Origin of the sequence: Solwaraspora sp. WMMD1047 (assembly GCF_029626155.1) — a bacterium.
Classification (GTDB): Bacteria; Actinomycetota; Actinomycetes; order Mycobacteriales; family Micromonosporaceae; genus WMMD1047.
Map to the genome: position 1 here is coordinate 3,709,720 of NZ_JARUBL010000001.1, position 13,353 is coordinate 3,723,072.

General features: G+C 73.2%; 12 protein-coding genes. 9 read left to right on the plus strand and 3 right to left on the minus strand.

All coding sequences use genetic code 11. The annotated features are described in order from the left end of the window. Positions 1 to 18 precede the first annotated feature (18 nt). The 6 genes from egtA to O7627_RS16850 all read left to right on the plus strand — a co-directional run bounded on the left by egtA (position 19) and on the right by O7627_RS16850 (position 5,576). Positions 19 to 1,254, plus strand: a complete 1,236-nt coding sequence (egtA, locus tag O7627_RS16825; RefSeq protein WP_278094466.1) for an ergothioneine biosynthesis glutamate--cysteine ligase EgtA — start codon at positions 19 to 21, stop codon at positions 1,252 to 1,254. Then, positions 1,251 to 2,591 carry an ergothioneine biosynthesis protein EgtB gene (gene egtB / locus O7627_RS16830; RefSeq protein WP_278094467.1) on the plus strand — a complete coding sequence of 447 codons (1,341 nt, stop codon included), beginning with the start codon at positions 1,251 to 1,253 and terminating at the stop codon, positions 2,589 to 2,591. The genes egtA and egtB overlap by 4 nt, the downstream gene beginning before the upstream one ends. 34 nt (positions 2,592 to 2,625) lie before the next feature. Next, complete coding sequence (gene egtC / locus O7627_RS16835; protein WP_278094468.1) at positions 2,626 to 3,378, plus strand: ergothioneine biosynthesis protein EgtC; 753 nt, start codon at positions 2,626 to 2,628, stop codon at positions 3,376 to 3,378. Further along, on the plus strand, positions 3,375 to 4,385 hold the full coding sequence (gene egtD, locus O7627_RS16840) for an L-histidine N(alpha)-methyltransferase (protein ID WP_278094469.1): 1,011 nt from the start codon (positions 3,375 to 3,377) through the stop codon (positions 4,383 to 4,385). The genes egtC and egtD overlap by 4 nt, the downstream gene beginning before the upstream one ends. 151 nt (positions 4,386 to 4,536) lie before the next feature. Then, positions 4,537 to 5,124: a TMEM165/GDT1 family protein gene (locus O7627_RS16845; RefSeq protein WP_278094470.1), complete on the plus strand. Its 588-nt coding sequence runs from the start codon at positions 4,537 to 4,539 to the stop codon at positions 5,122 to 5,124. A gap of 86 nt (positions 5,125 to 5,210) precedes the next feature. Beyond that, positions 5,211 to 5,576 carry a DUF1622 domain-containing protein gene (locus O7627_RS16850; RefSeq protein WP_278094471.1) on the plus strand — a complete coding sequence of 122 codons (366 nt, stop codon included), beginning with the start codon at positions 5,211 to 5,213 and terminating at the stop codon, positions 5,574 to 5,576. A gap of 4 nt (positions 5,577 to 5,580) precedes the next feature. Here the strand turns inward: O7627_RS16850 and nhaA are convergent, their stop codons facing one another. Next, entirely contained in the window at positions 5,581 to 6,903 is a 1,323-nt protein-coding gene (gene nhaA / locus O7627_RS16855; RefSeq protein ID WP_278094472.1) for a Na+/H+ antiporter NhaA, read from the minus strand. Positions 6,904 to 7,276: 373 nt separating this feature from the next. Between nhaA and O7627_RS16860 the strand changes: the two genes are divergently transcribed. Then, positions 7,277 to 8,746: a polysaccharide biosynthesis tyrosine autokinase gene (locus O7627_RS16860; RefSeq protein ID WP_278094473.1), complete on the plus strand. Its 1,470-nt coding sequence runs from the start codon at positions 7,277 to 7,279 to the stop codon at positions 8,744 to 8,746. A 25-nt stretch (positions 8,747 to 8,771) separates the two neighbouring features. After that, positions 8,772 to 10,058 (plus strand): glycosyltransferase family 4 protein, encoded by a 1,287-nt coding sequence (locus O7627_RS16865; RefSeq protein WP_278094474.1) that lies wholly within the window; start codon positions 8,772 to 8,774, stop codon positions 10,056 to 10,058. A 257-nt stretch (positions 10,059 to 10,315) separates the two neighbouring features. Here the strand turns inward: O7627_RS16865 and O7627_RS16870 are convergent, their stop codons facing one another. Both O7627_RS16870 and O7627_RS16875 read right to left on the minus strand, forming a co-directional pair. After that, positions 10,316 to 11,773 (minus strand): MFS transporter, encoded by a 1,458-nt coding sequence (locus O7627_RS16870; RefSeq protein ID WP_278094475.1) that lies wholly within the window; start codon positions 11,771 to 11,773, stop codon positions 10,316 to 10,318. Between the two features lie 41 nt (positions 11,774 to 11,814). Beyond that, entirely contained in the window at positions 11,815 to 12,051 is a 237-nt protein-coding gene (locus O7627_RS16875) for a hypothetical protein (RefSeq protein ID WP_278094476.1), read from the minus strand. A gap of 116 nt (positions 12,052 to 12,167) precedes the next feature. Between O7627_RS16875 and O7627_RS16880 the strand changes: the two genes are divergently transcribed. Next, complete coding sequence (locus O7627_RS16880) at positions 12,168 to 13,283, plus strand: geranylgeranyl reductase family protein (RefSeq protein ID WP_278094477.1); 1,116 nt, start codon at positions 12,168 to 12,170, stop codon at positions 13,281 to 13,283. Positions 13,284 to 13,353 lie beyond the last annotated feature (70 nt).

Here is a 13,353-nt window from a genome sequence, read left to right on the forward strand (position 1 = left end):
TGCGAGGGGGCGCCATCAGTGTCGACCCACCCGGATCTTGACGGCACCACCGTCCTGCGCGAGGAGAGCCAGGCGGAGGGTTATCTGGCCAGGATCTGCTTCAAGACGGGGCCACCCGCGCTGACCGGCGTGGAATTGGAATGGACCGTCCACGACGCAGCCGAACCCGACCGACACCTCGACCGCACCCGCCTCCGCACCGCACTCGGCCGTTACGCTCCCAGCTCCCTCGATCCGCACCGCCGCCCGGTCCCGCTGCCGCACTCCGGCACCGTCACCGTCGAGCCCGGCGGACAGGTGGAGATCTCCACCGCCCCGCGCCGCTCCCTTGACGACCTCCACCAGTCCGCCCGGTCGGACATCGCCCACCTGAGCGAACTCCTCAACGCCGCCGGCCTCACCCTCGGTGACACCGGCATCGATCCCCACCGGCCGCCCCGACCCCTGCTGGACACCGCCCGCTACCGGGCCATGCGGCGTGCGTTCGACCGCCGCGGTCCGGCCGGCCGGACCATGATGTACAGCACCGCCGGGCTGCAGCTCTGCCTGGACGCCGGCGAGTCCGACCGGCTCGCGCAGCGGTGGTACGCGGTGCACGCCCTCGGCCCGCCGTTGGTGGCGGCCTTCGCCACCGCCCGCCGGCACGCCGGCCGGGACACCGGCTGGGCGTCCGCCCGGATGGCCGCCTGGCTGGCCATCGACCCGGCCCGCACCGGACCGGTCTGGACCCCGGCGGTGGGCCCGGCCGACCCGGTGCACTCCTGGATCCGGTACGCGTTGACGGCGCCGCTGCTCTGCGTACGCCGCCGCGGCGGGGACTGGCTCAACCCGTACCGGGTGAGTTTCCGGGACTGGATCGGCGGTGCGTTGCCGCGACCGCCGACGCGTGACGACCTCGACTACCACCTGACCACCCTGTTCCCGCCGGTCCGCCCGCGCGGCTACCTGGAGATCCGGTACCTGGACGGCCAGCCCGGCGACGAGTGGGTCGCCCCGGTAGCGGTGCTGGCCGCGCTGCTGGCCGACGAGGCCGCGCTCGGCCAGGCCCTGGCGGCCTGCGAACCGGTGCTCGACCGCTGGCGGGACGCGGCCCTGCTCGGACTGGCCGACCCGGACCTGGCCCGGGCCGCCGCCCGGGTGCTGGACCTCGCCACCCGTGTCCTGGACCGGACCGACCTGCGCCCGGCCACCCGCGAACAGATCGGCAACATCGTCGACCGGCGGCTTGCCGCCGGTGAGAGGAGACCGCTGTGAACGACGAGACCTGGCCCACGACGGATCAGCCGGAGCGGCTGCGGGACCGGATCGCCGCCGAGCTGACCCGCACCCGGCGGCGCAGCGCCCTGCTCACCGAGGCGGTGGACGACGCCGACCTGATGCGTCAGCACTCGCCGATCATGTCGCCGCTGGTGTGGGACCTGGCGCACGTCGGCAACCAGGAGGAACTCTGGCTGGTACGCGACGTCGGCGGCCGGGAACCGGTCCGCCGCGACATCGACGACCTCTATGACGCCTTCAAACAGCCCCGCCGGGACCGTCCGTCGCTGCCCCTGCTGCCGCCGGGCGAGGCACGCGACTACCTGCTCACCGTGCGGGACAAGGTCTTCGACCTGCTGGGCCGGGTGCGGTTCGACGACCGGCCGCTCACCGCGGGCGGGTTCGCGTTCGGGATGATCGTCCAGCACGAACAGCAGCACGACGAGACGATGCTCGCCACCCACCAGCTGCGGGCCGGCCCGCCGGTACTGGCGGCGCCCCCGCCGCCGGCCGCCGCGCGGCCGGTCACCGGGGAGGTGCTGATTCCGGCTGGCCCGTTCACGATGGGCACCTCGACCGACCCGTGGGCGCTGGACAACGAACGCCCGGCCCACCAGGTCGACCTGCCGGCGTACCTGATCGACGCCGCGCCGGTGACCAACGGCCAGTTCCTGGAGTTCCTGGCCGCCGGGGGATACGACGACCGGCGCTGGTGGAGCGCCGCCGGTTGGGAGCACCGCCGGGCCGCCGACCTGACCGCGCCGATGCACTGGCACCGCGACGGCGCGAACTGGGTCTGTCGCCGGTTCGGCCGGTACTCGCCGGTCGTCCCCGACGAGCCGGTGGTGCACGTCGGCTACCACGAGGCCGAGGCGTACGCCGCCTGGGCCGGCAAGCGGCTGCCCACCGAGGCCGAATGGGAGAAGGCCGCCCGGTGGGACCCGGCCACCGGCCGGTCCCGGCGGTACCCCTGGGGCGACGCGGACCCCGGTCCCGAACGGGCCAACCTCGGGCAGCGGCACCTGACCCCGGCGCCGGTGGGCGCCTACCCGGCCGGCGCCTCGCCGCTCGGCGTGCATCAGCTCATCGGGGACGTCTGGGAGTGGACCGCCAGCCCGTTCCGCGGCTATCCGGGCTTCACCGCCTTCCCGTACCGGGAGTACTCGGAGGTGTTCTTCGGCGACGCCTACCGGGTGTTGCGGGGTGGCTCCTTCGGCACCGACGCCGCCGCCTGCCGGGGCACCTTCCGCAACTGGGACCTGCCGATCCGCCGGCAGATCTTCAGCGGGTTCCGCTGCGCCCGCGATCCGGGTCCGGACGAGGTTTCCGCTTGACGGCGGCCCGGCCGGCGGCGGTGGTGGTCGACTGATGTGCCGGCATCTGGTCCACCTCGGCCCGCCGGTCGCGCTGCGCGCCCTGCTGTTCGACCCGCCGCACGGCCTCGTCCGGCAGTCCTACGCCCCGCGCGACATGCGCGGTGGCGGCACCATCAACGCCGACGGATTCGGGATCGGCTGGTACGGCAGCGGCCCCGACCCGGTGCGCTACCGCAGCGACCGGCCGATCTGGACCGATCCGGGGCTGCCGGCGCTGGCCGACCAGGTCCGCTCCGGTGCGGTCCTCGCCGCGGTCCGGTCGGCCACCGTCGGGATGCCGGTGGTCGAGACGGCGGCGGCGCCGTTCGCCGACGGACCCTGGCTGTTCAGCCACAACGGCGTGGTCCGGGACTGGCCGGGGTCGGTGGTCCCGCTCGCCAGCCGGCTGCCGACCCGGGACCTGCTCACCCTCGACGCGCCCACCGACTCGGCGCTGCTCTGGGCGCTGGTGCGGCACCGGCTGCGGACCGGTCACCCCCCCGACGAGGCGGTCGCCGGCACGGTCCGCGACGTGCTCGCCGCCGCGCCCGGCTCCCGGCTGAACCTGCTGCTCACCGACGGCCGCCGGGCGGTCGCCAGCGCGGTCGGGCACGCCCTGTCGGTGTGCGAACGGGCCGGCGCCGTGCTGATCGCCTCGGAACCGCTCGATGACGAACCCGGCTGGCGGCCGGTCGACGACGGTCAGCTGGTGACCGTCACCGACGGCCGTGTCCTGATGCGACCGATGGATGGGAGTCTTGGATGACCGCCGAACCGTTGGAGATCCACCTGACCGAGCCGGAGCTGGCCCGGCAGCTGCGCCGGGACGTCCGGCTCGGGCTGACCGCCCGGCCGAAGTGGCTGCCGCCGCGGTGGTTCTACGACGCCCGGGGGAGCGCCCTGTTCGAGGAGATCACCCGGTTGCCGGAGTACTACCCGACCCGTACCGAGCGGGCGATCCTGGCCGCGCACGCCGCCGAGATCGCGCGACTCACCGACGCCAAGACCCTGATCGAGCTCGGCTCGGGATCGTCGGACAAGACCCGGCTACTGCTCGACGCGCTTTACGCCGGGGGTGGTCTGGGCACCTTCGTCCCGCTGGACGTGTCGACCAGCGCGCTGGCCCGGTCCACCGAGCTGATCGCCACCGACTACCCCGGGGTCCGGGTCCGTGGCATCGTCGGCGACTTCAGCCGGCACCTGGATCGGCTGCCGGCCGGTGGTGGCCGGCTGGTGGCGTTCCTCGGCGGCACCATCGGCAACCTGGTGCCGGCCGAGCGGGCCGACTTCCTGCGCGACATGCGGGCCGCCCTGGCGGTCGGCGACTGGCTGCTGCTCGGCGCCGACCTGGTGAAGGACCCGGGTCTGCTGGTGCCGGCCTACGACGACGCGGCCGGCGTCACCGCCGAGTTCAACCGCAACGTGCTCCACGTGATCAACCGGGAGCTGGGCGGGGACTTCGACCCGGCCGGGTTCGACCACGTGGCGGTCTGGGACGCCGAGCGGCGCTGGATCGAGATGCGGCTGCGCGCCCGCCGCGCGATGCGGGTCCGGATCCGTGACCTGGACCTGACCGTGGCGTTCACCGATGGTGAGCAGGTACGGACCGAGATCTCGGCGAAGTTCCGCCCGGCCGACCTGCCGGCCGAGCTCACCGCGGCCGGGTTCGTACCTCGGGCCGGCTGGACCGACCCCGATCGGCTCTTCTCGGTGACCCTGGCCCAGGTCGGCGCGGACCAACCGGCTAGGCTGGCGGTACGCGAAGGGGAGTAGCTCCCAACGCCGTGGTCGACACACTGGTGCCCGTGGGCACCCGGCCGCGCGGCCTCAGCACCAGCTGGGGCGAGCGAGACCTTCGACTCTGGCTGTACCAGCCGGGTCGAGGTCGTCGTGCCCCGAACCCGGCTCGACCGGGAGGGGTTACATGGAGGGCTTTCTCGCCGCGCTCGTGATCAGCTTCGGCGTCATCTTCGTCGCGGAACTCGGCGACAAGTCCCAGTTGATGGCGTTGACCTTCGCCACCCGATTCCGCACCCTGCCGGTGCTGATCGGCATCACCGGCGCGACCGCCCTGGTCCACCTGGTCTCGGTGGCGATCGGCGTGGGTCTCGGCGCGGCCCTGCCCACCGGCTGGATCGCCCTGGTCGCCGGGCTGGCGTTCTTCGGCTTCGGGATCTGGACCCTGCGCGGGGACTCGCTCACCGAGCAGGAGAAGACCCGGGCGGAGCGCAGCGACCGGTCGGCCGTGGTCGCGGTCTCGGTGGCCTTCTTCCTCGCCGAGCTCGGCGACAAGACCATGCTGGCCACCATCACGCTGGCCACCCAGTACGGCTGGTTCGGCACCTGGCTCGGCTCGACGGTGGGCATGGTCGCCGCGGACGCGCTGGCCATCGTCGCCGGGCGGATGCTCGGTCGCCGGCTGCCGGACCGCACGATCCGGTACGGCGCGGCGGCGCTGTTCGGGATCTGTGGCATCTGGCTGACCGTGGACGCCGTCGGCCAGCTCACCTGAGCCCCGACCCCAGCTCACCTGAGCCGGACGCGTACCGGCCCGGATGCCGGGTAATCCGGTGGCCGGCGGTGCGGAGGGGGCGCGGGGTGTCCGAAGAGGTGCTGCACCGGGTCTCCGGGGTGCTGGTCGCCGTCATCGAGGCGGCCGGCGCCACGGTGATCTCGGTCGGCGCGCTCTGGGCGGTGGCCCGGTTCGTGGTCGCCGGGATCCGGCACCGCTCCGCCGAGGTCTTCACGCCGATCCGGCTCTCGCTCGGTCGGTTCCTGACCCTCGGGCTGGAGTTCCAGCTCGCGGCGGACATCCTGCGGACGGCGGCGGCGCCGAGCTTCGAGCAGATCGGCCAGCTGGCCGCGATCGCCACCATCCGGACCGCCCTCAACTACTTCCTCGGCCGGGAGATCGACCAGGAGCAGCGTCAGGTCGGGCGGGGCGGCGACCGGCGTACCGAATGATCTGTCAGGTCTCGCGGGCGGGCTGCTGGTAGATGTCGGGGATGCCGTCGGCGTCGACGTCGCGGGTCTCCTCCTCGCGCAGCCGCCGGTAGACGCGGTTGCGGCGGATCAGCACGATCGACGAGAGCACCGCCGCGGTCAGCGAGCCGGTCAAAACGGCGGCCTTGACGTGGTCGTTGGCCTCGCTGCCGCTGCCGAAGGCCAGCTCACCGATGAGCAGGGACACGGTGAAGCCGATCCCGGCCAGCAGCGCGACGCCGAGCAGATCGGTCCAGGTGATGTCGGAGTCGAGTTCGGCGCGGGTGAACCGGGAGAACAGGTAGGTGAAGCCGAGGATCCCGACGGTCTTGCCGACCACCAGGCCGGTGACCACGCCCAGCACGATCGGGTCGCTCACCAGCTCGCCGAAGTCGGCACCGCGCAGCGCCACCCCGGCGGCGAAGAACGCGAACACGGGCACCGCGAAGCCGGCCGAGATCGGCCGCCACCGGTGCTCCAGCTTCTCGGCCAGGCAGACGCCCTCCCGGTCCCGGCGCAGCACCGGAACCGTGAAGCCGAGGATCACCCCGGCCACCGTGGCGTGTACGCCGGAGGCGTGCATCAGCGTCCAGGCCACCGCCGCGAGTGGGATCAGCGCCCACCACCAGGTCTTTCGCCGCTGCACCAGGAAGGCGAAGGCGAGGATCGGCACGATGGTGGCGATCAGCGGGAGCGGGTTCAGGTCATCGGTGTAGAAGAGCGCGATGATCGTGATGGCGAACAGGTCGTCCACGACCGCCAAGGTGAGCAGGAAGGCGCGCAACCCGAGCGGTAGGTGGGAGCTGATCACCGCGAGCACGGCGAGGGCGAAGGCGATGTCGGTGGCGGTGGGGATCGCCCAGCCGCGCAGCCCCTCGCCGCCGGCGCCGGCCGTCCAGGCGACGTAGATCAGGGCCGGTGCGACCATGCCGCCGATCGCGGCGACGATCGGCAGCGCCGCCCGTCTCGGGTTGCTCAGGTCCCCGACGACGAACTCCCGTTTGAGTTCCAGGCCCACCACGAAGAAGAAGATCGCCAGCAGTCCGTCGGCCGCCCAGTGTGACAGGTCGAGGTCCAGGTGCAGCGCCTCGCCGCCGGGCCAGGGGACGAACTCGCCGAGCCGGAAGTAGGACTCCGACCAGGGGGAGTTGGCCCAGACGAGGGCGACCACGGCGCCGAACAGGAGCAGCCCACCGCCGACGGTCTCGGTGCGCAGGATGTCACCGACGAACCGTGCCTCCGGCCAGGACGACGGCTGCAACAGCCGGCGGAGTCCGGTGGGGGTGGGTGGGGGAGTGCGGTCGGACATGGTGATGCACCCTCCGCGTCAGGTTCCGGTCAAGGTCAGCAGGCATCGCTCGCCGACCAGACTTCCCGGCACGCCTTCGATGATCTTATCGGGATGGGATGCCCAGGGCGACCGGTCGGAGGCGCTCAGTGGCCGATCCCACCCTGCCAGATGTCCGCCGCTTCCGGCACTCACCGTCGGTTGCCGGCCTGCCGCGTTACCCCGACGGTCGGTGGCTAGTTATCTGCCTTGTTGAGCCGATTCGCGGCAACTAGACGGGTTGGTTCCTCTACATTCAGTGAGACGCTGCGTCGATCACACCGCTGGAACGTATCGGCTCCCGGAGCCGGTGGTGCCGCATGGCCCGGTCATCGTTCGAAGGAGTTCATGCCTGATGGACCTGCAAAGCCACCTGCGCCTGGTGCGCCAACGATGGTGGGTCGTGCTCTCGACGATCCTGGTCGCGCTCGGTGTCGCGGGCGTCGTCACGATCCGGTCCGAGCCCCAGTACGCCTCCTCGGTGACGTTCTTCGTCACCATTCCGAGCCAGGGGGTGACCGACGCGTACCAGGGGGGCCTGTTCCTCCAGCAGCGCGTCAAGTCGTACACGGATCTGCTCACCAGTGACCGGTTGGCGCGCGGGATCGCCGGGCAGGAGGGCATCGGCCTGACCCCGGCCGAGGTGCAGTCCCGGGTCTCGGCCGAGATGCTCGCGGACAAGGTGCTGCTCACCGCCTCGGTGACCGATCCCGATCCGGCCCGGTCGCTGCGGCTGACCGAGGCGCTGGTGACCCAGTTCGTCGCGCTGGTCCAGGTCATCGAGACGCCGCCCGGCGCCCAGCAGGCGCCGATCAAGGTCGAGGTGGTGGGCGGCCCCCGGGTGGGCACCGAGCCGGTCTCGCCCCAGCCGGCGCGCAACCTGGCCTTGGCCGGCGTGCTCGGGCTGGTGCTCGGGGTGGCGTTGTCGGTGCTGCGGGGCATTTCGGACAACACGGTACGGGACGGCGCCACCCTGCGGCGGGTCACCGACACCCCGCTGCTCGGCGAGGTTCCGCTCGTCGACACCACCGACCTGGTGCCGCTGATGGCGGGCCGGGCGGCGAACTCGGTGCAGGCCGAGGCGCTGCGCAAGATCCGGACCAACCTGCGGTTCGTCGACGTCAACGAGCCGGCCCGGGTGATCGCGGTCACCAGCGCGGTGCAGGGCGAGGGGAAGTCGACGATCTCCTGCAACCTGGCCATCGCGCTGGCCGAGGCGGGCTGGCAGGTGCTGCTCGTCGACGCGGACCTGCGGCGGCCGAGGGTCGCCGACTACCTCGGCGTCGAGAGCGGGGCCGGCCTGACCGACGTGCTGATCGGCGAGACGTCGGTCGACGACGTCGTCCGCCCGTGGGGGGACAAGTCGCTGCTGGTGCTGCCGGCCGGGTCCACGCCGCCGAACCCGAGTGAGTTGCTCGGTTCGAAGGCGATGGCCGATCTCCTGCTCGAACTGAAGGGGATGACCGACATCGTCATCATCGACACCCCGCCGCTGCAGGCGGTCACCGACGGTGTGGTGGTGGCCGTGCAGTCCGACGGGGCGCTGCTGGTCACCCGGCACGCGAAGACGTCCCAGGGCCAGGCGATCGCGGCGGCGCAGGCGTTGCGGGCGGTCGGCGCCCGGCTGCTGGGCTGCGTGCTGAACATGACGAAGCTGACCAAGGCGGACTCCTACCAGTACGAGGCGTACCGGGCCCGGCCGACCGCGCAGCCGGCCATCGCCGAGCCTGTCGACCTGCCCAGGCCGGCGGCGGGACACGGCGACGGGATCGGCGGGCCGGTGATCGACAACCCGACCGAGGAACTCAGCCGGATCCGGCGATGAACCGGACCACCCGGGCGGTGACGCCGTGAGATTCGGGATCATCTCGCACTGGTTCCCGCCCGAACCGGCGTTCGTTCCCGGCGGACTCGCCGACGAACTCGTCTCCCGGGGCCACGAGGTGCGGGTCCTGACCGGCTTTCCGAGCCACCCCGGCGGGCAGCCGTATCCGGGATTCCGGCGGCGGTGGTGGGACAGCAGCACCACCGGTGGGCTCTCGGTCCGCCGGGTGCCGTCCTACCCGACCGACGAGAGCACCGCGCGACGGCGGCTGGCCAGCCAGCTCTCCTTCCTGGCCAGCGGGGCACTGGCGGCGCGTACCTTCCTGCGCCAGGTCGACGCGCTCTACGTGTACGCCCCGTCGGCCGGCGCGTACGCGGCGGCCGGGCTGTCCCGGCTGGTGAACCAGGTACCCGCCGTGGTGCACGTGCAGGACCTCTCCGATGACCCGCCGCCACCCGAGGGTCAATCGTCCACCGGACCGGCGGCCGGCGGGATGGCCGACCGGATGGAACGGTCCATGATCGCGAAGGCGATGCGTCGGGTCTACGAGTCGGCGGCCGGAGTCGCGGTGATCGCCCCGTCGATGCGCGACCAGGTCATCGAACGCGGTGCCGATCCGGACCGGGTCCGGGTGGTGCTCAACTGGACCGACGAGCGGCTGTTCCGCCCGGCGCGGCCGAGTGTCGCGGCCCGCCGGGCGATCGGGCACCGGGGCCGCTGCACGATCATGCACGCGGGCACGATCGGCCCCTTCCAGCGGGCCGACACCGCCGTCCGGGCGGCAGCCGAGCTGAACGGCAAGGTCGACCTCGATCTGGTCCTGGTCGGCACGGGCGCCCAGGAGGGGCCGACCCGGCAACTCGTCGCCGAACTGGGCGCGAGCAATGTGCGGTTCGTCGAGCGCCGTCCGCCGGCGGAGATGGCCGAGCTGTACGGTGCGGCGGAGTACCAGTTGGTGATGATGCGGGACCTGCCCGCGCTGCGTGGCACCGTGCCGGCGAAGCTGCCGGCCGCGCTGTCGGCCGGCGCGCCCGTGGTCGCCTCGGCGGGCGGTGACACGGCGGACCTGGTGGAGCGCGACCGCGCCGGGCTGTCCTGCCCGCCGGACGACTGGCGGTCGCTGGCGGACCGGTTCGCGCTGGCCGCGGTGATTCCGCCGGAGGCGCGCGCCCAGATGGCGCAGCGGGCCCGGGAGAGCTACCTGCGGCGGATGTCGCTGCGGCTCGGGGTCGACCAGATCGAACGGATGCTTGTCGAGGCGGCGGCGGGGCGCGACGGCGGCTACGCCGGTCGCCATCACCGGCCCGGCTGAGGGTCCGTCGCGCAGGCCGGCGGGTCGAGTGCGTGCACCAGGTCCTGGAAGTTCCGGCACCGGAGAAAGTCCTCCGAATCGCAGGCCAGTGCGTGGTCCACAAGCGCCCGGGAGGCGGTCGCCCGGGCCATCGCCGAGATGCGCCGGGTGCTGCGGCCGGGTGGCCGGCTGCTGCTCCTGGACCACCTGGAGCGGCGGTGGTTACGCGGCCGGCCGGCTCAACTCGCCGTGCGACAGGGATTCCAAGTAGAGCACCGTCAACGCCTCCGGTTCGGTCTGCCGGAACGGGCGGCCCGGCGGCTGGCCAGGCCGTCGGCGAGCGCGGCGGTCAGAGCCAGCGCGATGAACCCCATCAGCAACAGCACGGCGTCCCGGAACGCCCTCGACCAGCCGTTTCCGGTATCCGCCAGGACCGCGAAGAAGAGCGACCCGACCACCGCGATGCCGATCGCCGAGCCGATCCGTTGCCCGGTCTGCAGCATGCCGGCGGCGCTGCCGGCCCGCGCGACCGGTACCTCGGCGAGGGTGAGGTTCTGGTTCGGTGTGATCACCAGGCCGCTGCCCAGCCCCGCCAGCAGCAGCGGCGCCGCCGTGGCCAGCGCGGCCCCCCGGCCAGGAACGAAATGCAGGGCCACCACCGTCGCGGCGAGCCCGACCAGCACGATGGCCAGCCCGGCGGCGACCAGCGGTCGGCCGTACCGGTTGACGAGCCGGCCGCCGAGGGTGGCGGTGACGGCCGAGCCGACCGCGAACGGGGTGATCCCCAGCCCGGCCTGCAGCGCGCTGTAGCCGAGGCCGTTCTGCAGGAAGAGCGTGAAGGTGAAGAACGTTGCCGTGAAGCCGGCGAAGTAGAGCAGCGCGACAAGCGAGCCGAGTGTGTACGACCGGTGCCGGAACAGCCCGAGGTCGAACAGCGGCTCCCGGCGCCGCCGGTACCGCAACTCCCACCCGACGAAGCCGACCAGCGCGGCGAGGCTGGCCGGCAGCAGCAGCCACTTGCCCGGTCCCGGCCACTGCCGGGCCTGCACCAGCGGCACCAGCAGCGCGACGACGCCGACCCCGAGCAGCAGTACGCCGACCGGGTCGAGTGCCTGCCGGCCGCCGTCCGGGGCGCCGGCCCGACCGGTCGGGATCCACCGCCAGGCGAAGGCGATCGCCGCCAGGCCGACCGGCACGTTCACGTAGAACACCCACCGCCAGCCGGTTTCCGAGCCGCCGAGGTGGATGAGTGTGCCGCCCAGCAGCGGACCGACCGCCGTGGAGACCCCGATGGTGGCGCCCAGCAGTCCGAACGGCCGGCCCCGCTCGGGGCCCGCGAACAGCTGCTGGATCATCCCGACGACCTGCGGGTTGACCACCCCGGCGGCGGCGCCCTGGACCAGCCGGGCGGCGATCAGCCAGCCGGCGGAGGTGGCCAGCCCGGCGGCCGCGCTGGTCAGGGTGAACAGCGCCAGGCCGGTGATGAAGACAGCCCGCCGGCCCCGGGCGTCGCCGAACCGGCCGGCCGGCACGAGGACCAGCCCGAAGGTCAGCGCGTATCCGGAGAGGATCCACTGCAGGTCGCCCGGTCCGGCCCGCAGCGCCGTCCCGATCGACGGGACCGCCACGTTGACGATGCTCACGTCCAGCAGTGTCATGAAGGCGGCGACCAGGCCCACCGCCAGCGCGTGCCAGCGCCGCCGGTCGGGGTCGGGCCGCGCGGGCCGGGCCGGCACCGGCCGTTACCGGGCCGCTTCCGGCCGGGGTCCCGGGCCGGTCAAGCCAGCATGCTGGTGCACCAGCGTGGGCCGAAGTCGAGGCCCGCGAGCGGCGAATCCTCGCGATGCAGGAGGTTCTTCTCACCGAGTTCGTGCAAGGGCACGACCAGCTCCTCCTCGGTGAGGCCGGTCTCGGCCGCGATGGCGTCCGGGAACGGCACCTGGCCGCGCGCCTCCAACGCGCCGATCGCCACGTAGACGAGCTCTTCGACGTCGGACAGCTGCAACTGCTGCATGATGACCTCCTCGGCCTCCGACCACGGTGTCGGGGCTGCCAACGCGCTGCGCTTACCCGCGCCCGGCGCGATGATGCCTGCAACTGGTGGATGCGGCACTGCCCTACGCTGTGGCGGTGACCGACCCCGATGTCGTCGTTGTCGGAGCCGGACCGGCCGGGCTCTCCGCCGCCTACGCGGCGGCCCGGGCCGGGGCGCGCACCCTCGTCCTGGAGAAGGCGGAACACCCGCGCTACAAGACCTGCGGGGGTGGCCTGATCGGCACCTCGGTACAGGCGCTGGCCGGCCGGATCGAGGTCCCGGCCGAGGACCAGGTGGACCGGATCACCTTCAGTCGGGGTGGGCGGCGCGAGTTCACCCGCGGTCGCCGGCACCGTCCGCTGCTGGCGATGGTGCGACGTGCGGAGTTCGACGACCGGCTGCGGGCCGCGGCCGTCGCCGCCGGCGCCGAGATCCGGCAGCGGGTCACCGTCCGCGCGATCGACCAGGACCCCGATCGGGTACGCCTGCGGCTGGCCGACGGCACGACGCTGGTGGCCCGGGTCGCTGTCGGCGCCGAGGGCTCCACAGCGCCCAGCTCCCGGCACGTCGGGGTGACCTACGACCAGGTGGATCTCGGGTTGGAGGTGGAGCTCCCGGTCGACGAGCCGATGTCGCGGCAGTGGCGCGGGCGGGTGCTGCTGGACTGGGGGCCGATCCCCGGCTCGTACGGCTGGGTCTTCCCGAAGCGGGACGTGCTCACCGTCGGGGTCATCGCCGCCCGCGGCCGGGGCGAGGAGACCCGCCGCTACCTGGACGCGTTCGTCGACCGGCTGGGGCTCGGCGGGCTGCCGCCGGTGCACGACTCCGGACACCTGACCCGCTGCCGGTCGGCGACCTCGCCGCTGCGGCACGGCCGGGTGCTGGTCGCCGGCGACGCCGCCGGCCTGCTGGAGCCGCTGACCCGGGAGGGGATCAGCTACGCGCTGCGCTCCGGGGCGCTGGCGGGCGCGGCGGCGGCCGGCGGCGACCTGGCCGGCTACCCGGCGGCGATCGAGCGGGAGTTCGGCGCGTCGATGCGGGCCGGCAGGCGGCTGCTGTCGGTCTTCTCCCGCCGGCCGGGCGCCTTCCACGCCCTGCTCGCCACGCCGCCCGGTTGGCGGATGTTCGCCGCCTTCTGCCAGGGTCGGGCCACCTTCGCCGACGCCGTGGAGCGGATGCCGGTCCGCGCGGCGCTGGCGCTCCTGCGCTGAGCCCGGGTGGTCGAGCTGCCGGCGACCTTCCGGCTGCCGGGCTGGCCTGTGGTGCCGGGCCGGCCTGTGT